The organism is Exiguobacterium indicum HHS 31, from assembly GCF_001939065.1.
GTDB lineage: Bacteria > Bacillota > Bacilli > Exiguobacteriales > Exiguobacteriaceae > Exiguobacterium_A > Exiguobacterium_A indicum.
In genome coordinates this window covers 341,117-361,486 of sequence record NZ_MPSZ01000001.1, presented here as the reverse complement: position 1 = coordinate 361,486, position 20,370 = coordinate 341,117, and the positions used below count along the sequence as shown (strand labels likewise).

General features: G+C 48.6%; 22 protein-coding genes. 1 reads left to right on the top strand and 21 read right to left on the bottom strand.

Features of this window, described 5'->3' with window-relative positions:
* Positions 1-14 precede the first annotated feature (14 nt).
* The 13 genes from N179_RS01855 to N179_RS01795 form a co-directional block, all read right to left on the bottom strand.
* Entirely contained in the window at positions 15-797 is a 783-nt protein-coding gene (locus N179_RS01855; RefSeq protein WP_023467698.1) for a DUF3388 domain-containing protein, read from the bottom strand.
* 94 nt (positions 798-891) lie between these two features.
* Positions 892-1,596: an elongation factor P 5-aminopentanone reductase gene (gene ymfI, locus N179_RS01850; RefSeq protein WP_075642054.1), complete on the bottom strand. Its 705-nt coding sequence runs from the start codon at positions 1,594-1,596 to the stop codon at positions 892-894.
* Positions 1,596-2,867 carry an EF-P 5-aminopentanol modification-associated protein YfmH gene (gene yfmH / locus N179_RS01845; RefSeq protein ID WP_244150195.1) on the bottom strand — a complete coding sequence of 424 codons (1,272 nt, stop codon included), beginning with the start codon at positions 2,865-2,867 and terminating at the stop codon, positions 1,596-1,598. The genes ymfI and yfmH overlap by 1 nt, the downstream gene beginning before the upstream one ends.
* Complete coding sequence (gene yfmF / locus N179_RS01840; RefSeq protein ID WP_023467695.1) at positions 2,864-4,117, bottom strand: EF-P 5-aminopentanol modification-associated protein YfmF; 1,254 nt, start codon at positions 4,115-4,117, stop codon at positions 2,864-2,866. The genes yfmH and yfmF overlap by 4 nt, the downstream gene beginning before the upstream one ends.
* Positions 4,114-4,665, bottom strand: a complete 552-nt coding sequence (locus N179_RS01835) for a cob(I)yrinic acid a,c-diamide adenosyltransferase (protein ID WP_029341191.1) — start codon at positions 4,663-4,665, stop codon at positions 4,114-4,116. The genes yfmF and N179_RS01835 overlap by 4 nt, the downstream gene beginning before the upstream one ends.
* Before the next feature lie 33 nt (positions 4,666-4,698).
* Positions 4,699-6,426, bottom strand: a complete 1,728-nt coding sequence (locus tag N179_RS01830; protein ID WP_023467693.1) for an ATP-binding protein — start codon at positions 6,424-6,426, stop codon at positions 4,699-4,701.
* Between the two features lie 2 nt (positions 6,427-6,428).
* Positions 6,429-7,145 (bottom strand): response regulator transcription factor, encoded by a 717-nt coding sequence (locus N179_RS01825; protein ID WP_023467692.1) that lies wholly within the window; start codon positions 7,143-7,145, stop codon positions 6,429-6,431.
* A gap of 170 nt (positions 7,146-7,315) precedes the next feature.
* Positions 7,316-8,482, bottom strand: a complete 1,167-nt coding sequence (gene ccsB, locus N179_RS01820) for a c-type cytochrome biogenesis protein CcsB (protein ID WP_023467691.1) — start codon at positions 8,480-8,482, stop codon at positions 7,316-7,318.
* Positions 8,479-10,026 (bottom strand): cytochrome c biogenesis protein ResB, encoded by a 1,548-nt coding sequence (gene resB, locus N179_RS01815; protein WP_083639874.1) that lies wholly within the window; start codon positions 10,024-10,026, stop codon positions 8,479-8,481. Before resB ends, ccsB begins: the two co-directional genes overlap by 4 nt.
* Before the next feature lie 22 nt (positions 10,027-10,048).
* Positions 10,049-10,639 (bottom strand): thiol-disulfide oxidoreductase ResA, encoded by a 591-nt coding sequence (gene resA / locus N179_RS01810; RefSeq protein WP_023467689.1) that lies wholly within the window; start codon positions 10,637-10,639, stop codon positions 10,049-10,051.
* 126 nt (positions 10,640-10,765) lie between these two features.
* Positions 10,766-11,527, bottom strand: coding sequence for a pseudouridine synthase (locus N179_RS01805; RefSeq protein ID WP_023467688.1), 762 nt, complete (start codon positions 11,525-11,527; stop codon positions 10,766-10,768).
* Positions 11,527-12,099 (bottom strand): SMC-Scp complex subunit ScpB, encoded by a 573-nt coding sequence (gene scpB, locus N179_RS01800; protein WP_023467687.1) that lies wholly within the window; start codon positions 12,097-12,099, stop codon positions 11,527-11,529. Before scpB ends, N179_RS01805 begins: the two co-directional genes overlap by 1 nt.
* Entirely contained in the window at positions 12,089-12,844 is a 756-nt protein-coding gene (locus N179_RS01795; protein ID WP_023467686.1) for a segregation/condensation protein A, read from the bottom strand. The genes scpB and N179_RS01795 overlap by 11 nt, the downstream gene beginning before the upstream one ends.
* A gap of 92 nt (positions 12,845-12,936) precedes the next feature.
* On the opposite strand from N179_RS01795, the gene N179_RS01790 reads away from it, so the two are divergent.
* On the top strand, positions 12,937-13,401 hold the full coding sequence (locus N179_RS01790) for a DUF309 domain-containing protein (protein ID WP_058712906.1): 465 nt from the start codon (positions 12,937-12,939) through the stop codon (positions 13,399-13,401).
* A 17-nt stretch (positions 13,402-13,418) separates the two neighbouring features.
* Here the strand turns inward: N179_RS01790 and N179_RS01785 are convergent, their stop codons facing one another.
* The 8 genes from N179_RS01785 to deoB form a co-directional block, all read right to left on the bottom strand.
* Positions 13,419-13,766, bottom strand: coding sequence for a GNAT family N-acetyltransferase (locus N179_RS01785; protein WP_023467684.1), 348 nt, complete (start codon positions 13,764-13,766; stop codon positions 13,419-13,421).
* A 151-nt stretch (positions 13,767-13,917) separates the two neighbouring features.
* Positions 13,918-14,445 (bottom strand): type 1 glutamine amidotransferase domain-containing protein, encoded by a 528-nt coding sequence (locus N179_RS01780; protein ID WP_035398198.1) that lies wholly within the window; start codon positions 14,443-14,445, stop codon positions 13,918-13,920.
* A gap of 97 nt (positions 14,446-14,542) precedes the next feature.
* Positions 14,543-14,980: a peptidylprolyl isomerase gene (locus N179_RS01775; RefSeq protein WP_023467682.1), complete on the bottom strand. Its 438-nt coding sequence runs from the start codon at positions 14,978-14,980 to the stop codon at positions 14,543-14,545.
* Positions 14,981-15,083: 103 nt separating this feature from the next.
* A complete protein-coding gene (locus tag N179_RS01770) occupies positions 15,084-16,088 on the bottom strand; it encodes a S66 family peptidase (protein WP_075642052.1) in 1,005 nt (334 codons plus the stop codon).
* An 81-nt stretch (positions 16,089-16,169) separates the two neighbouring features.
* On the bottom strand, positions 16,170-16,814 hold the full coding sequence (locus N179_RS01765) for a hypothetical protein (RefSeq protein ID WP_058265156.1): 645 nt from the start codon (positions 16,812-16,814) through the stop codon (positions 16,170-16,172).
* A gap of 93 nt (positions 16,815-16,907) precedes the next feature.
* Positions 16,908-18,209, bottom strand: a complete 1,302-nt coding sequence (locus tag N179_RS01760) for a pyrimidine-nucleoside phosphorylase (protein WP_055967087.1) — start codon at positions 18,207-18,209, stop codon at positions 16,908-16,910.
* Between the two features lie 47 nt (positions 18,210-18,256).
* Positions 18,257-19,069 (bottom strand): purine-nucleoside phosphorylase, encoded by an 813-nt coding sequence (locus N179_RS01755; protein WP_029341181.1) that lies wholly within the window; start codon positions 19,067-19,069, stop codon positions 18,257-18,259.
* Between the two features lie 18 nt (positions 19,070-19,087).
* Positions 19,088-20,260 (bottom strand): phosphopentomutase, encoded by a 1,173-nt coding sequence (deoB, locus tag N179_RS01750; RefSeq protein WP_075642051.1) that lies wholly within the window; start codon positions 20,258-20,260, stop codon positions 19,088-19,090.
* Positions 20,261-20,370 lie beyond the last annotated feature (110 nt).

Here is a 20,370-nt window from a genome sequence, read left to right as displayed (position 1 = left end):
TCCATTTTTCATACTTATTCAAAGTTGAACCAATCATTTCCCCCATGGGAACGAGGCAGTTCAGTCACAATGATTTCTTCAGTCGTGTTGCGTAATTCAATGATGTAATCAAAATCATCCCACGTATACTCACTCGATTTGACGAACGCATCCGGATGTTCGACGATCTTCGTCGCGGGTAGACGCATGACTTCCCGCAGGATTTGCCAGTGTCGTTCATCGAAATTTCGTTGTGACACTAACGCATCGATGATGTAAACATAATCACCCGTCCGCTCGTCGTCGAACAACGATGTTCGAACCGTCTGTTTAATCAACGTCGACGATAGGAACAGCCATTTCTTATTCGCACTGACGCTCGCTGCGACGATCGACTCCGTCTTACCGACGCGTGGCATGCCGCGGACACCAATCAACAAGTGCCCATCCTGTTTACATAGCTCTGCCATGAAATCGACGAGAATCCCTAAGTCTTCCCGGACGAAGCGGAACGTCTTTCGTTCATCACTGCTTTGATCGATATAGCGCCCGTGACGAATCGCGATTCGGTCACGTAGTTTTGGTTTTCGTAGTTTGATGACCTCTATGGTTGACATCGTCTTGAGAATAGCGGCGAGTCGTGGAATTTGATCCGGTTGTTTCGTTTGGAGCAACATACCGCGTCGTTGATGATCGACACCATTGATCGTCACGATCGAAATATGTAACATTCCCATCAACGAAGCAATGTCCCCGAGTATACCGGGACGATTGACCTTTAATTCATATTCGAGATACCATTGCTCGAACTCACTCACGCGCCCATCCTCCTCTATCAATACGATTATCCATTCCTCATGTTAAATGATTTTTTGAAAAATGAAAAGCATTCCTGAACTGAAATTCCAATGCTTACATCCACGCGCCATCTATTTTAAGGATGGCTCCCGATACATAACTTGATTCAGGTTGCACTAAGTAACGGATGGCAGAAGCCACTTCTTCTACTTTTCCGAATCGACCGGCTGGGATTTCAGCGATTGCTTGTTCCTTTTCATCTTCCGAGAAAATCGCGTTCATCGGCGTATCGATCCACCCCGGCGTGATCGCGTTGATACGTCCATGCATCGGTCCAAGTTCCTTGCTGTATGCCTTGACGAATCCGAGCTGTGCCGCCTTGCATGTCGAATAGACGACCTCACCCGCGACACCTTGTTCTCCTAACACACTACTGATGACGACGATCGCAAGCTTCGACGTAAACGGTTTCGTCCGTGTCACGGTTTGGCTGATGCGCATCAACGCCTCGACATGAATTTTCCAGAGTTCGTGCATTGATGTTGCTGATTGATCGAGCAACAGACCGCTATAACTCGTTCCGGCACAATGGACGAAGGCATCGACGACAGGTAATGCCGCACAAAATGCCTGCAAGTCCTTCTCGTCTGCTAAATTCGCAGTCAGGATGTGGTGCTCGCCTTGCCACTCCTCTATCATCCGTTCTAAAACCGCTTGCTGTCGATACGTCTGAAGCACCAATTCATGTCCAGCGGCAGCAAGTTGTTTTGCTGCCGCAAGACCAATGGCGCCACTCGCACCGGTGATGAGGATTCGCATCACTCGTACGGTTTGACGATTGAGATCGCCCGGTTTTCAATGGCGAACAACTCGTCGAAACGGGCTTCAATCTCTTCTTTCGTAATCGAAGCAATCAATGTCGGAAGCGTGAACAGATTCGTACCGGCAAGTGCGTGACGCGAGAACTGATTCGCAATGAATTCCGGTGAATTCAAGGCACGGAGGAATTTCCCTTGCATCATGTTCCGCTTGCGCGTGACTTCATCTTCCGTGAAGTCAGGACGCGTTTGCAGGAGTGTCTCATACGCTTGGATGAACTTGTCTGGATCCTCTGTCTCCATGCCAAACGTCGCAAAGGCGAACTCTTCCTCACTCGAGTAATCAAAGCTGAACGTATCGTCAATCAGACCGTCTTCATACAGTTCCAAATACGTCGATGATGTCTGATCGAACAAGAGGTGTAACAGCAGTTCACTCGTTAACTCACGGCGGACTTGTGCCTCGCCGCGAAGCGATTCGTCTTTGTAACCGATCAATACCTTTGGTGTCTTAACGTCGAGCTCGAGTTCAAAACGTGGACGATGTACGCCATGCGGCTCTTGACCGTAATCTCGTTCGATTGCCGGGCGATCCGTATAGTCTTTCTTCGCTTGGTTCGCCTTGATCAATGCTAGTGTCTCTTCCGGATCGATGTTTCCGACGACGAACAACACCATGTTCGATGGATGATAGAACGTACGGTAGCACGTGTACAAGTCATCGGCTGTGATTTGATTGATTGATTCCGGAGTTCCCGCGATATCGATCCGAACTGGATGCGATGCATACATCGATTCGATCAGACCGAAGAACAGGCGCCATCCCGGATTATCTTGATACATCTGGATTTCTTGCGTGATGATCCCTTTCTCTTTTTCAACGCTTTCCGGCGTGAAGTAGGGATCTTGTACGAAATCGATCAACGTCTCGAGGTTTTGTTCGATCAACGACGTCGCTGAGAACAAATACGCTGTCCGCGAGAACGAGGTAAAGGCGTTCGCAGAGGCACCGAGACGACCGAACTCTTGGAAGACGTCCCCTTTTTCGGATTCGAACATCTTATGCTCGAGGAAATGGGCGATGCCGTCCGGTACCGTGATCCATTCCTCGCCTTTTTTGAATCGTTGATCAATCGAACCATAACGCGTCGTAAACGTCGCATACGTCTTTTCGTATCCTTTTTTTTGCAACAAATAGACGGATAAGCCGTTATCGAGCTGCTCGTGGTATACCGTTTCGTCTGTATCGTGATAGGTTAGTTGTTCCATCATGCTTCACCTCGCAATAGATATACGGCATCAAGATCGATTGCCGCTGCTAATCGAACGACGTCTTCACGTGTCGCCGTTTCAATGATATGAATCTCATCTTCCAGTGTCAGTCCACGCATCTTCGAACCATTCAACCAACCAATCAGTTGACCTGGCTGATCAAGGATTTGACGGCGCGCATTGATCAACATCGCCTTCGTCTGTGTCAATTCTTCATCCGTGAACTGTCCTGCTTTCAAATCAACGAGTTGTTCCAAGATGATCTTCTCGGCACGTTCTGCTTCTTTCGTGTCGACCCCGGCATAAACATAGAGTGCACTGTTCAATGCCGCATACCGTGAAGCCGCATAATAGGCGAGACTCTCTTTTTCACGGACATTCATGAACAGTTTTGAATGCGGGAAGCCACCGAACAGACCATTGACGATTTGCATCCGAATCGAGTCAGCAGATGTCGGATCGACCGCTACCCGGTAACCAAGATGCAATTTACCTTGTTTGATCGGTTGCGTTTCACTCGACCGTTTTACACCATTGACTGCTTTTTGGGCCGGAATGTAATGACTGATTTTTTCAGAATGCGATGGCAAGAATGATAGAGCGTCTTCCATCTCCTCCTTCGTTACATGTCCGACGACGAAGACATCAATCCGGTCGTCTTCGATCATCGAACGGTATGTATCACGCAAGGATGACGGGGTGATCTGTTCGAGTTCTTCGAGTGTTCCAAGCGATGGCAACGCGACGGCTTCACCTGGTGCCATCAATTCGAGAAGACGTTGCTGTGCGTAGCGCATTTTATCGTCATATAGTGAACTGATCCGTAAGGCATGCAATCGTTTTTCTTGTTTGACGAACTGTTCACGGAAGCCACCTTCCGTCAAATCTGGATACAGCACCATTTGCTCGAGCAATTCGAGTGCTTCTTTTAACAACGACGGATGATGGACGAGTTCTCCCCGGACGACATCGAGTTGGAATGAGATGACATGCTCTTCTCCGAACTTCGACGCGTCCGCATAAAGTCCCGCATCATATAGTGTTTCAAGCGGCTCACGTAACGCTTTCATCGACGGATAAGCGGCTGTCGATTTTTCCATGATATACGGTAGGATTGCACGGCTTGTCAGCGTCTTCGCTTCTAACGGTGCTGAAAATGTGACGAGAATCGTCGTCGTCTTGAATTTGTCGGTCGGAACGAGATGGTAGCTCGTTCCTTCCTTTTTCCATGTACTAAATGACTGACTCATTGCTCTCCATCCTTTCGTTTGAATACATGCGCACTGCGGACATATTCAATATCTGCTTTTTGTTTGACGGCATTCTCGTAACGGGCTGCTGTAAAGAAGAAGTCACTGAGTCGGTTGATGAACGGTAACAAATGAGCCGCTTGAGGAACATCGATCATCGAACGTTCAACGCGACGACAGACCGTCCGTGCCACGTGTAACGTTGCAGCTGCTTCCGTTCCACCAGGCAAGATGAACTTATCGAGCGGCGGCGATAACTCCGTTAACGTGTCAATCCAACTTTCTAAATCAACCGTCGCTTCTTGACTCAAACGTGACGGGCGCGGCTCGACATACATCAAGTCACTACCACAATCGAATAGCGCGTGCTGGATCACTGTCAGTTGCTCACGCACCTCGATTGATGATGCTTTCGTCCGGGCAAGTCCGACGAAACTGTTCAATTCGTCGAGTTCTCCCATCAAGCTAATCAACCGATCATTTTTTTTGACTCTTCCACCAACGAGAGATGTTTCTCCTTCGTCACCAGACTTCGTGTAAATTTTCATGTTTCATTCACTCCTATAGCGAAAGGAAGCGACTCATAATGTTCGCTTCCCTTGTTTTTTCGGTAATCGGATCCGGAAGGTCGCTCCCTCTCCCAAGCGGCTGTCGACTTCGACTTCACCACCATGAGCTCGGACGACATTCGCCACGATCGCAAGACCGATTCCTGTACCCGTCTTGCCACGTGTCCGCGCTTTATCCGCTTTATAAAAACGGTCAAAGACGAACGGTAGATCTTCTTCTGGAATTCCGTCACCCGAATCAATGACGGATAATGTAATGTTTTCCCTATCTTCGTCAATCTTAATCTTGATTTCACCGTTCTCCGTATAACGCAGGGCGTTCCCGAGGAGGTTCGTCAAGACTTGCTCCATCTGATCAGGGTCTGCTTCAAACGCGATGTTCGGACCAGAAACCGAGAAGGTAACTTGTTTATCGCGTCCCATCTGTTTGAACTTCTTGATCACCCGCTTCGCAAAAGGGATTGCTTCGACGGATTCAATCCGTAACTCCTGATATCCCGCTTCCATTCGCGCAAGATCAAGAAGATCGTTAACAAGTCTCGACAGTCTTTGGGACTCGTCGTAGATGATCGATGCGAATTCCTTCGTCGCCTCGTCACTTTCGGTCATGCCATCGACAATCGCTTCTGAGTACCCTTGCAACATGACGAGTGGTGTCCGCAGTTCATGACTGACGTTCGCGACGAAATCAGCGCGCATCTTCTCGAGTTGCTGCGCTTCCGTCATATCACGCAGGACGGCGACCGCTCCGATCTGTTCTTCTTGTTCGAGTAACGGACTGACGATGATGATGTAGAAGCGTCCCTCTCGTTCAAAGGAGACCGTCATCTCCGTCTCTTCACGCATGACCGTCTGGAATAACTCAATCAGTTCATCCGGTACGGGAGAACCCGCCAAAAAGGCTTCAGCCGGTGGATTCGTTGCAAGGAGCTCACCTGATTTCGAGAACGTCAACACACCGTCTGCCATACAGCGCAGAATCGAGGAGAGTAAATGCCGCTCCTTATCGAGATCCGTGACGTATTGATTGAGCTGACTACTCATTTCATTGAACGCAAGCGCTAAGTCACCGATCTCATCCCGTGAACGTTGCGTCAGGCTCTGATCAAACTTTCCTTCACCGGCCTCAACGACAGCTTGGCGAATCGTTCGCAGTGGCGCCGTGATTCGTGTCGAGAGGAAGAAGGCAAAGACGGTCGTTCCGATGATCGCTAACAGGACACAGAGTTGAATGATTTGACGTGCACCCTCATTCGCCTGTTCGATGTTCGTCAATTGCTCGATCAAGTAGATCGTTCCGTTGCCACTATCCGTAATGAGCGGTGCCCGATACGCGAGTGCTGCTTTTCCATCAAAGGTCTCATAGTTGCCTATCGCTGTCTCGCCTTCTTCACCATCAATTGCTTTCCAGTTCTGACGTTCGAGTTCCTTGATGATCCGGTTCGCCTTCGCTTGTGAGATATTCGCTTCGACGGAATCATCCTGCGTCTTTGCGATCAGTGTCGCCCCGTAGATATCCGTGATTTCAACAGCAGTACTCGACCCTTCCTCGATGCCGGAGTGCGCCTGAAAGACGGTCTCGACTTGTTGACCGAGCTTTGCCAAGTGCCCCCGTTCCTGTTCGATATGGAACGAGTTGAAAAATTCAAGTAACAAGATCGTCAAGGCGATCAAGACGACCGAAACGAGTAACAGAATCGTTCCCCATAGTTTGATGACAACGCTTTGCAACCATTTCATCGTCAGGTCGGACTATTCTCGAACTTGTATCCGACACCCCAGACCGTCGTGATCATTTGAGCGGCGTTCGGAGACAAACGATTCAGCTTTTCACGCAGACGTTTGACGTGTGTATCGACTGTCCGCAGATCTCCGAAAAATTCATAGTTCCAGACTTCCTTGAGTAATTGTTCTCGCGAGAATACCTTATCCGTTTGTTTTGCTAAGAAATACAGGAGTTCGTATTCTTTTGGTGTTAAATTTACTTCTTGCGACTCGACCGTCACGCGGTGCGCATCATTGTCGATCGTCAAGTGTGGGAAGACGATGACATCTTTTGTTTTCGCATCCGTGTGGAGGAATTTCGTCGCACTTGCCCGACGAAGAATCGCTTTGACACGCAAGACGACTTCACGTGGACTGAATGGTTTGACGATATAATCATCTGCCCCCATCTCAAACCCATGGACGCGGTTCGTCTCTTCGCCTTTTGCCGTCAACATGACGATTGGCGTCGCTTTTGTTTTCCGCAGTTCTTCACAGACTTGCATCCCGTCCATCTTCGGCATCATCAAGTCGAGGAGAATGACATCGTATTCTGTCTCAAGCGCCATTTCAAGCGCCGTCTCTCCATTGTCTGCTTCCTCGATCGTGAAATTTTCCCGCTCCAGATACATCTTCAACAGGCGACGAATCCGTTCTTCATCGTCGACGACTAAAATACGTGCTTCTTCTGACATGCTGTCTCCTCCTATGAACTAAACTCTACTCCTCTATCCTACTACTCTTTTAGTATACTATGAAACGAAAAGAATGGCTTGCTCCGGCTGATTTCTCCGAAAAGGCACACTTCGGTCAAACGCACACGAAAAAGCAGCGGACCGTTTCCGGGTCCGCTGCTTGCTTTTTCTTACGCGTATGAGTGTAATCCTGCTACGACAAGGTTAACGAAGACAAGGTTGAACATGATGACGGCAAATCCGCCGACACATAACCAAGCTGATTTTTTACCAATCCAACCACGCTGGATGCGCATATGGAGATAAAAGACGTAGAAGAGCATCGTAATGAGTGCCCATACCTCTTTCGGGTCCCAGCCCCAGTAACGGCTCCAAGCCATTTGCGCCCAGATCATCGCGAAAATCAGACCGCCCAGGATGAAGATTGGAAGACCAATCGCAACAGAACGATAGCTGATCTCATCTGCTGTCTCAAGATCAATCTTACGTGCAATCGGCTTCAAGCTCTCAGCAAGACGCTTGCGAAGAATGACGAAGCGAAGCAAGACGTATAAGACGACGCCACCAATGATCGACCATAAGACCGTATTGACTTTGTTCGCGTTCAAGAAGTTCGGTAATTCGATGACGGCACCTGAACCCGATAAGACTTTTCCGCCTTCAGGACCGGTCAAGACTGGCATCGCGTAGTCATGTGTCATCGTTGCACCGTTTTTCGCAACGTATTCGATCGTCGATGCAGAACCTGTTGCTTTGAACAACAGCCCAACTAAGATGTAACCGACAACACATGCGAGTGAGAACATGACGACTTCGAGCCACGTCCGTGTTTTCGATTCCTTACTGAAATCCGTCGCGTGAATCAGATACAGTAATCCCGTCGCGAAGCTGACGGCAAGAATCCCTTCGCCGAGCGCTGCCGTCGTGACGTGGATTTTGAGCCAAACACTTTGTAGTGCTGGGATCAACGGTTGGACTTCATCCGGGAACATCGACGCATAGGCGATGACGAGCAATGCAACTGGCATCGCAATCAAGCCAAGGACGTTGTTTTTGTAGATGGCATAAACGATCAAGAAACCAAGTACCATCATCATGCCGAAGAATGTCGTGTATTCATATAAGTTCGAAACTGGAACGTGCCCAGCTCCAGCCCAGCGCGTGAAGAAATATCCGAGCTGCGCGAGGAAACCGATGATCGCGAGCGTAAAGGCGATTTTACCAGAACGCGTCGGTCCTTTTTTACCACTCGTCGCTACAGCGAAGAATCCTGTACTGACGAGGTAGACGATGAATGATGTAAGGAGCAGGTTACTGCTCAACTGAAGCAAATTCATTTAGCTTCCCCCTCTTCCCGCAACTTTTGTCGATCCTCAAGTTCTGGTAGACCGACTTCCGTCAACGCGAGATTAGCTTCTTTTTGAAGCCCCAATGCATTTTTGTTCGTAAATCCAGCAATCTGGATCCGACCGTTCTTCTCTTTGAGCCAGAGACGACGGTGTGGCCAGTACATTCCGATCAATAGACCTGCCATGAAGATGATACCACCTGCAAACAGGAACGGTAGCGTCATATCTTTTTTAATCCGGACACCCGAGATGTTCGAGAGTTCCGTACCCGCGAATGCCATTTTGTACTGGTTCTCATCTCCACCGACGTTCAATTTGATCCCAATCAAACTCCGTTCACCTTTCGGATGTTCCGGTGACTTGATACTAAAGACGAAGGCTGGATTGACTGGACGTCCCGAGTTCGTCGTTGGCTGACCATCTTTAACGACGAAGTCCGGAAGGAAGTCCTTCAGTTCGACTTCATATCCATCTTTTAAAGCATATGTTTCTTTCGGATCACGCAAGTCGACTTTGATCGTATCGACGACTTTGTCCGTCTTCTGGTTGACGATATTAAACGACATCGTCTTGAATTCCGGATCTGCCGCGTATTGTTCCTGGAAGACTTGATAATCATCGAATTCGAATGGGCGGTTGACTGCCGTCTCACCTGACTTGATTTCTTCAAGCTTCGGTTTGAAATCGGATGTTTCGCCGACTTTCTTGTACAGCGTCATCTTCGTATCATAGTTCTTCGGTACGTTTCCGCCTGCTGCTTCAAGTGATTTCTTGAACTTCTCATCGACCTTCTCAGGATCATAGAACTCGATGTTGAACGCTTCATTTTTCAAGTAGTACTGATTGTCCGTCGCCTCGATCGGCAACGTCTCTCCTTCGCGGAGCCAAAGTAATTCATCTTCGTGCATCCCTGGTACGACTCGAAGCATCGCACCACCGAAGAATAAGACGAGTCCGATATGATTGATGTATGGACCCCATCGTCCGAAACGTTGCTTTTCCGCTAAGAGTGCCCCGTCTTGTCGACGGACTTTATAGCCTTTTTTCTCAAGCAACGGTGCGATCGCATCGATTTTTTTGACATCGCCAGTCGCTTCCGCGCCAAATCGCTGACCGTTCATGAAACGGTCCGACTGGATGACCGGTTGTTTCTTCAGTGCTCGGTAGAGCGGGAAGAATCGGTCAATCGACACGATGATGATCGAGAGTAATAAAAGCGTGATCAATCCGATATACCACCATGATTCAAATAGGTTATGGAATCCTAACGTATAGTAGATGTCACCTGCCGTGCCGTATTCCTTTTGGTAAAACTCTTCTGGTGGTGTTGCCTGTGGAATATACATCTCTTGCGGGAAGATCGTTCCGACCCCGCTCGCGATGATGATCAAGGCAATCAACCATAACCCGACCTTGACGGACGAGAAGAACGTCCATGCCCGGTCGATCCAAGATGGATTCTTACGTTTCGATCGAAGCTCCGCTTCCTCGTAACGCATGTCCAGTTGTTTGAAATCTTCTTGCTCCTGCATCCTTAAATCCCCCTTCGATGCGTTACTCGTTCGCCTTCTTCACCATCTCTTCGAGCTTCGCTTGATCAATCTCACCTTCATACTTCTCGACGACTTCACCTTTTTTATTGATGATGAACGTCACAGGTAAGTTGTAGATCCCGTAAGCCTTCTCGACCGAACTGTTCGTATCCATGAGAATCGGATAGTCCGTTCCGCCAATATCCTTGATGAAGCTTGAGACACGAACCGGTGTTTCACCGACATTGACCGCTACGAAATTGACGCCTTGGTCTTGCATCATCTGATAGTTGTCATTGATCAATGGCATCTCTTTCTTACATGGTTCACAGAATGTTCCCCAGAAATTGAGTAAAAGTCCTTTTCCTTTGTATTCGTCCATCGAGTGCTGTTTCTCACCATATAGATCGACGAGTGCGAAACCAGGGGCATCATCGCCTGCCATGACACGACCGTTTTTATCACGTGTCGCTTGATCGACGAATTGCATGATGACGACTGCTCCGGCGAACAAGACAATCGTCATGATCATCAGACGCCAGAAGGAGCGTTTCTTCTTTTTTTGCTGGGCCGCTGCTAAGCGTTCTTCCGGATTTTGTTTCGTTTTTTTCATATTTTACCGCCTCCACCCATATTGTACTTGAAATCGCTTTACCGTTGACAAAATGTGAAATTCGTTAATCGTTTTGTCACAAAAAAAGAAAACTCAACCCGGAGGATGAGCTTCTCGCTTTACAAATTAACGTTTTTTTGTGTTCTTACGTCTTTTCGTAGGTGGAGCGGCTGGATCCGCTAGCTCACGCAATTGATTGACTTCTTTTTTTGAAAGTTCACGCCACTCGCCAGAAGTAAGACCGGCCAGTGTCAAGAAACCGAACTGTTCACGTTTCAACTTCAAGACTTCCGAACCGAGTGTCTCGACCATTTGACGGACTTGACGGTTATGTCCCTCGTAGATGACCATTTCAAGAATCGCTGTATTTTTCTTCTTATCGATATCGCGCATCTCGACACGTGCTTTACCTGTCTTGAAACCATCCGGTAAGACGACACCTTTTTCAAGACCTTTGACGTGGAAGTATTCTGGTACACCTTTGATTTTGACGATATAACGCTTCGGTACCTTATATTTCGGGTGAAGCAAGAGGTTCGAGAATTCACCGTCATTCGTCATTAAAAGAAGACCGCTCGTATTGTAGTCGAGTCGACCGACTGGGAAGACACGGTGTCCGGGTGGTACGAGATCGACGACCGTCTTACGTCCTTTGTCGTCTTCAACCGTCGAAACGACACCTGTTGGTTTATAGAGCATGTAGTAGACGTGTTCTTCCCGTTCGAGCTTCACACCGTCTACTTCGACTTCGGCACGTGCTCCGACTTTCGTTCCAAGCTCCGTGATGACTTTTCCGTTGACCTTGACGCGACCTGCTGTGATCAATTCCTCTGCTTTACGCCGCGAAGCGACACCTGCTTGTGCGATGATTTTTTGTAACCGTTCCATTAATTCACTCTCTCCTCTAATGAAGGATCATTCCGGAAGAAGAGATCTCCATCCGATTCGAACGTTTCTTCGAACTCGAGTGGCGGCAACTCTTCAATACTGTTCAGACCAAAATGGTCCAGGAAATGATCCGTCGTTTTATACAATTTTGCGCGACCGACGCCTTTGGCGCGTCCCGCCTCTTCAATCAAACCTTTTGCACTTAACGTATGGATGACACGCTCCGTCTTCACACCACGAACGACTTCGATGTCAGCACGTGTGACGGGTTGCTTGTATGCGATGATGACGAGTGTCTCCATTGCTGCTCGAGACAAGGAATCTTCTGCGAGCGAACCGGCATATGCCTGAATATATGGCGACATCTCTTTTCGTGTCACCATCTTAAAGACACCACCCGACTCCACGATTTGCAACACACGCTGCTCTGCTTCGAATGTCGTTTGAAGAGCCAGCAACTGTTCACGCGCTGCCGCTTCACTGATCTCTAGCGCTTGACTGAGACCACGCGGATCGATTCCATCGTCTCCGACGACGAATAACAGGCTCTCAATGATTTGTTCATACGCCAATCTGACTCTCCTCCTTCACCATGCTCCGCAATAGGATATCATCGGTCATCTGTTCACAATCAATGACCCGTTGCTTCACGAGCTCAAGAACAGCGAGGAAGCTGACGACTAGTTCTTCGACCGTCGGTTGCTCCGCAAAAAAACCGAAGAATGTCGTCCGCTCACGGGTCGCGACGTACCGGGCAACGGACTCCATCTGTTGCTCGAGTGAACGTTCTTCCCGTTTGACCGTCTTCGAACGGCGTACCTTCCAGGCTTCCCGTTGGCGCATTTTTTCGTAAGCACGTAATAAATCACTCAGTGATAACGTACCGTTATACTCTTGTGCATCCGTGTCGAGATAACGCATCAAATCCTCTGGTTGTTTCGAGAACAGTTCAAGGCGTGCCTCTTCCTTTTCTTTCAGGACGAGTGCTGCTTCCTTATATGCTTTATACTCGATCAACTGTTGAATCAGACCTTCTCGTGTCGGTTCTTCCTCGAAATCAGGAATCTCATCGTATTCCGTCTGTTCGATCGGCAAGAGTTGTTTGCTTTTCAGTTGCAACAGCGTCGCTGCCATGACAAGATATTCACTAGCAACATCTAGTTCAAGATGCTGCATCGCACGGATATAGGACACATATTGATCCGTCACCATGGAAACGGATATATCATAAATATCGATTTCTAATTTACCAACCAAGTGTAACAGCAAGTCCAGCGGGCCTTCAAACGCATCCATCTTTACACTGTATGATTCCATGATTCTCCCTGCCCATCAACGTTTTTTGCGCCTTAGTATACCATACAACGGATGGGTTCGACTATGTTATATTCAAAGGAAGAGGTGATTCCATGAATCCGATTGAACGATTCGTATTTGAATTCAACATTCGGCACGATTACTTCGAGTGCCATGAAATCTTAGAGGAAGTCTGGCAAGAAGGACAACGCCAGGACGAGGCGCTTGTCGGTCTGATCCAGCTGGCCGTCGCCCGCTATCATCACCGCCGCGGCAATACGACTGGGGCACAGCGGACATATGCGAAAGCATTCGATAAAATCGAACGCCACCGGGCAACACTGATTGCGTCCGGGATCGACGTCTCATATTTGCTCGATCATCGCGACCATTTTACGAATAAGATCTATCGGCACATCCCGTTACCTGTCTTCCCGGACGTCATCCGAACCGTCGCACTTGAAGCGACAGCACCTGATCTCGACTATGTGACGCATAAACACCGTTTGCGCGATCGTACGGATGTCGTCACGGCACGACAAGAAGCGCTACAAAACCGAAGAGACCGGTCCATCTGAGCCATGGACCGGTCTTTTTATTGATTTTTCCATTTGTCGACGAGGCGTTGCGTCTCTTCGGTCGCACCCGTAATATCCGTTCGAAGAAGTTTGGCTGCTTCATCGAGTAGGAGATACGACATCCGTTCTCCACGGAAAGACGGTGATAATGCGATATGTTTCAATTCAGCATGGCCATCCATTAATTGAAACCCGATGACACCGACGAAATCCTCATCTTGTTTGTACAAATACAAGCGTTGGTCTTCTTCCTGTTCATAGGCTTGAACCGTTTCAAGCAAATACTTCGGATCCTTCACTTCGCACGAAAAGGCGATCAGCCCCATCGCGGTCCGTTCATTCAACTTCTTATATTTTACTAGCATGTGATTCTACACCTTCCTAATTTCAACAACTCTCAGGAGTATGAACGACTGAGACTCATTCATTCTACACCTTCTCACACAGAATTACTGCATTTTTTTCATAATCCATGAAAATGCAGGAGTCCGTCTCGTGACGTCCCCTGCATCTGAATCACGCTTGTTCTTCCATCACTTGGATGAAGGCACGCATGTAGTCCGGTAGATCGGGTGGACGACGACTCGAGACGATATGTCCGTCGACGACGACAGCTTCATCATGCCAAATCGCACCCGCATTCGTCATGTCATCCTTGATCCCTGGCGTACTCGTGACGTTGACGCCTTTTAAGATGCCAGCAGAGATCAGCACCCAACCAGCGTGGCAGATTTGACCAATCGGTTGTTTGTTCTGGTCAAAATGACGCACCATGTTCAGGACAGAGTCAAAGCGGCGTAACAGATCGGGTGACCAACCACCCGGAACAAGAATCGCATCGTATTCTGCTGGATTAATCTCATCGAACGTCTTATTCGATTTGATCGGAACACCGTACTTCCCGATATACGTCTCATCTGCCTTCTCACCAACGATGTCGACGATCGCGCCTTCTTCACGCAAGCGATGGACAGGATACCATAATTCTAAATCCTCGAAGTCATTGCTGACGACTTGGATGATTCGTTTTCCTTCTAAACGCATGACAAACACTCCTTTTCGAGTTGAGTTCCCTTACTGATTGTACCCGGTTCTAAAAAAAGAAAAACTCCTCTTCGAACGTTCGAAGAGGAGCAAGAACTTACGCTTCGACGCGGATTTCTTTGATGCCAGCGCCTTGCTTCATTTTTTGTGCATGTTCGAGACCTGAAGTCACTTGTCCGAAGACCGTGTGTACGCCGTCGAGGTGCGGTTGTGGCTCGTGTACGATGAAGAATTGGCTTGATCCTGTGTTACGACCAGCGTGTGCCATCGAGAGTGAACCCGCCTTGTGTTTGTGTGGGTATGATGTTGACGTTTCACAAGGAATCGTTTTTCCTGAACCGCCTGTACCGTTTCCGATTGGGCATCCGCCTTGTGAGACGAAGCCTGGGATGACACGGTGGAAGTTCAATCCATCGTAGAAGTTCGAGTTCGCAAGGTTTTCGAAGTTTTCAGTCGTGATCGGTGCTTCATCGTTGAACAATTCGAATTCGATTTTATTTCCATCTTCTAATAAGATATGACCAGTTTTTTGCATGTTTGACCAACCTTTCGTGCTTTTCAGCAGGAGATTCGTCACGATTCAAGATCGTGATTCCATGGTACAGTGTACCAAATTTCAAGGCGTCGTGCAGACCTTTTTACTCGACGGCTGCCTCTAACACATCGAGTGTCACCGAATCCGTTGCTTCGACACGAATCTGCACCCCATTCGCGAGTGTCGTGACGGGATCCGTATGCCCGAAGTCCGCATCGAGAATGATCGGGAAATCATAGCCTCGCGTCGCGCGCAGAATGATGTCCTTGAGCGGGAAGTCCGGGTCAAAATCGACTTTTCGCGGGAAGCGTCCGACGACGAGTGCCGCAATCTTGTCATACGCACCCATGTGTCGCAATTGCGTGAAATACCGGTCGATCGTTTCTGGTGTCTCACTCTCGTCATCCTCAAGCATCAAGACGACACCGTCAAACGATGGCAAGTAAGGTGTTCCGGCAAGCAGTAAAAGTGTTCCCGTGTTCCCCGTCAGAATCGGACCTTCTGCGGCACCGGTCTTAACGATCGTGTACCCTGCGTTCACTTGATGTTCTCGTCTTCGGTCGTCCGCGACATCCCAGCGTAAAACCTCATCTGTCCACTCCTCAGACGCTTCGATCCGACCAATCGGCTCCGTCTGCATGAACGTACGTTTGAACGATTCTTCTGTATACGGATCAAGACCATCGAATTGACCGAACTGCGTCAGCAGTGCGGGTCCGACGAACGTCGTCAATCCTGTCTGCTGATAGATCCCAGCAAACAGTGCCGTGATATCGCTGTAACCTACGAAGATCTTCGGATTGTTCCGGATTAATTCATAATCGAGTTCGTCGAGTAGCTGGTGCGAGTTAAACCCACCGATCGTCGAGATGATAGCCTTGATCGACGGATCAGCGAACGCCATATGTAAATCTTGTAGCCGTTCCCCGATCGTTCCTGCCGTATGACTATGGACAGCTGTTGCGTTCGGCATCAAGACGACCTCAAAGCCCATTTTTTCAAGTGTTGCGATACCGCGGGCGAGACGACGCGGTACGTATGCTGCGACAGCAGACGCCGGTGAGACGATGGCAATCTTATCCCCTTTTTGTAAACGTGGTGGTTTCATGAAAGTTCCCCCTTATTCATTACAAGTATTTCCAGTATAACAAATCGAAAGGGAACCGCACATCTTGTTTTTCAATCCATCTTACAGCTTCACGAAGAGCGAATCTCCGTTCTCAAGCAATTCCCCTTTTTTCGAGATATAGTCAACCTTGACTGTCATGTGTTGAAGGATCTTTTGTTCGCGCAACGACTTTGCCCACGCTGTGATCTGCGCTTTATCCTGTTCGTGTCGCTTGCGTGGAACGTCCACTAAGAGCGTCGGAGCGACTTCCTTCCGTAAATAAGCCTTTGAATCAAAACGCGCGTCACCTAGCTGCTGTATTTTATCGTTGTCATAAAGTACGGTTACGCTCAATTGATTGTTCAGTTGTTCGAGAGTCGGCGACGGGATCCGCCGCTCTAACCGATCTTCCCAAAGTGACGCATGATACGAGTCAACGAACCTCCCCGACTCCTCTTGTTGATAGACGAAAAACTCAGTATTCGTTTTTTCGTCTATCGCGCGTGCGGCATATTCAAATGGAAAATTGCCCATGTTGTCGTAAAGACTACCGGTCACCTTCGCTTCCGGAAGATGCTGTTCTAAGTAAGTTTTTGCTTTCCGCTGTACTTCAGTCTCTTTCGTTCCATCCGAGTTCATGTCCTGTGTAAAAGCGAAAGTGATCAATAAGGCACTACCTCCGATGATTCCAACTAGACTGGAAATTCCGATTATCCAACGTTTCATATACTCCCCTCCCATATTTTTACACTTACAATTTTACCATAAAAAAAGAGTAGCGGACGACGTCCACTACTCAAGTATTGCTGATTGGATTGCTTACTGGATAACAGCGTGAACGAGCGGGCGTTCTGCCGGTTTCGTTTCACTGATATGGTACGCGTGATCCATTTTTTCGATTGCTTGATCGAGTGTTTCTTTGTTTGAACGAAGTGTTGCGATGACATCGCCGACTTCTACACGGTCGCCGACTTTCTTGTGCAACGTAACGCTTGCTGCGTGATCGATCTCATCTGCTTTCGTCGCGCGTCCTGCACCGAGGATCATTGCTGCAACACCGACTTCGTCAGCGATGATTTCAGAGACATAACCTGCTTTTGAAGCGACGAATGTTTTTTCGTATTTCGTTTCAAGTGCTTTTGTCATGTCGTCAACGAGAGACGCGTCGCCACCTTGAGCTGCGATGAACTTCTTAAAGACGTCAAGTGCTGCTCCGTTACCGAGACGTGTTTCGAGATCCGCATATGCTTCGTCAAACGTCGGGTAGAAATCACCGAGGACTGCCATGTGTGATGCAATCGTCAAGGCGATGACTTTCAAATCACGGACATCTTTCCCTTGAAGGACTTCAATCGCTTCCTTGACTTCGTTTGCGTTTCCGATCTCAAAGCCGAGCGGCTGATCCATGTCCGTAATGACAGCAACCGTCTTACGGTTGACACTCTTACCGATCGAAACCATCTCTGTCGCAAGTGCTTTTGCATCTTCGAACGATTTCATGAAGGCACCAGAACCCGTCTTGACGTCGAGTACGATGCTGTCTGCTCCTGCTGCAATCTTCTTCGACATGATTGAACTTGCGATCAATGGGATCGAGTTGACCGTCGCCGTGACGTCACGAAGGGCGTAGAGTTTTTTGTCTGCAGGCGTCAGGTTACCCGTTTGACCGATGATTGCCATCTTAATGTCGTTGACTTGTGAGACGAACGCTTCTTCTGAAAGCTCGACGTCAAAACCAGGGAACGCTTCGAGTTTGTCGATGGTTCCACCTGTATGACCGAGTCCACGACCGCTCATCTTCGCAACCGGAATGCCGATTGACGCAACGAGTGGTGCGACGATCAGACTGATTTTGTCACCAACACCGCCTGTCGAGTGTTTGTCGACTTTTTTCCCGTGGATACGTGAAAGGTCGATCACGTCGCCCGAGTTGACCATCGCCATCGTCAAATCAGCGATTTCACGATCTGACATTCCTTGATAGAAAATCGCCATCGACATCGCTGACATTTGGTAATCTGGAATCTCACCATTCGTGAATCCTTCTACCATTGCTTGAATATCAGCTGTTGCGAGTTCGCCACCGTCTCGTTTTGTTGCAATCAAATCTACCATACGCATAATCTAGTTCCTCCTCAGGAGTGGTTTGTGAGTTTTATAAACAGTCGTTACATTTTTTTGATCGAACCGCGAACGAGTGATAGGAAGTGTGCCCGGACACGTTCTGTCGTTTCGATGACTTCATCATGATGTAACGGTTGGTCGAGAATACCTGCTGCCATGTTCGAGACACATGAGATCCCAAGGACTCGCATATCGGAATGACGGGCAACGATGACTTCAGGGACCGTCGACATACCGACGACGTCGCCACCAAGCATCCGTGCCATCTTGACTTCTGCTGGCGTCTCATACGTTGGACCAGTGTTTCCGAAGTAGACACCTTGACGGACACGAATTCCGAGCTCGTCCGCTGTTTCCTGTGCAAGACGAAGTAATTCCGCATCATACGGCTTCGACATATCCGGGAAACGTGGTCCCATCTCATCGACGTTCTTCCCGATCAATGGGTTCGTACCGAAGAAGTTGATGTGATCTGTGATCAACATCAAATCACCTGGTTCGAACGCTTCGTTACAAGCACCCGCTGCGTTCGTGACGATCAATGTCTCGACACCGATCGCTTTCATGACACGGACTGGGAACGTGACCATGTCCATCGAATATCCTTCGTAGAAGTGGAATCGCCCTTGCATCGCAACGACTTGTTTCCCTTCAAGAGTACCGAAGACGAGTTGTCCCGCGTGTCCTTCGACCGTTGATACCGGGAAGTTCGGGATTTCATGATATGGAATCGCGATCGGGTTTTCGATCTCATCCGCAAGGACACCTAGTCCTGAACCGAGAATCAATCCGATCTCCGGTTTTGCCTGCATCTTGCTTTCTAAAAACGAACGTGTTTCATTCCAGTTGACTGTCATCTGAATCGCTCCCTCGAATTATAGTTCTGTTAAAAAGCTTGTTCCATGTGCCGGCATCTTGACGGCGAAGTTTTCTGCGACCGTCGCTCCAAGATCAGCGAACGTCTCACGGATACCGAGCGGTTTTGCAACACCATTTTTATGGTAGGCAAGCAATGGTACGTATTCCCGTGTATGGTCAGTCCCAGCATGAACCGGATCGTTTCCGTGGTCAGCCGTGATGATCAAGAGATCGTCTTCGTTTAAGCGAGCAAACACTTCCGGAAGACGCGCGTCGAACTCTTCGAGTGCTTGTCCGTAGCCTTGCGGATCACGACGGTGTCCGAACAAAGCATCGAAATCGACAAGGTTTAAGAAGCAAAGTCCGTTGAAATCACGATTGAGTTGTTTTACGAGCTGATCCATGCCGTCCATGTTCGACTTCGTCCGGATTGCATCCGTGACACCTTCTCCATCGTAAATATCAGCAATCTTACCGAGTGAGATGACATCGAGTCCTGCCGTCTCAAGTTCGTTCATGACCGTCCGGTCGAATGGCTTAAGGGCATAGTCGTGACGGTTCGCTGTCCGGACCCACGCTCCTGCTTCGCCAAGGAATGGACGTGCGATGATACGACCGAGCATGTACGGGTCATCCCGTGTGATATCACGTGCGTATTCACAAATCCGGTATAATTCTTCTAATGGCACGACTTCTTCGTGTGCTGCGATTTGAAGAACAGAGTCTGCCGACGTATAGACGATCAAGGCGCCCGTCTCAACATGTTCTTGTCCGAGTTCGTCGAGAATTTCCGTGCCAGAAGCCGGTTTGTTCCCGATGATTTTCCGTCCTGAGAACTCTTCTAGGCGATGAATCAAATCATCCGGGAATTTTTCAAAGACACGGAATGGTGTATCAATCCGGAGTCCCATGATCTCCCAGTGTCCTGTCATCGTATCTTTCCCTGCAGATACTTCTTTCATTTTTCCGTATGCTGCAAGCGGTGCTTCTTCAGCTGAGACACCTTCGATCGGTTCGATATGCGAGAGACCGAGTTTTGCCATGTTCGGCATGTTGAGTCCGTTGCGTTCACGCGCGATGTGACCGAGCGTATGCGAACCAAGATCTCCGAACTGTTCAGCGTCCGGTGCTTCTCCGATTCCTACGGAGTCCATGACGATCAAAAATACACGTTTAAATGATTGAGCCATTTGCTGTTCCTCCTATATACGAGCTGTAGTTGTGCGATTCCCGTTACGATTTTTCCCGGAAAGGGACTAGACAAAACGCATCATTTGTCTGAAGTCAGACCTTTAAAAGA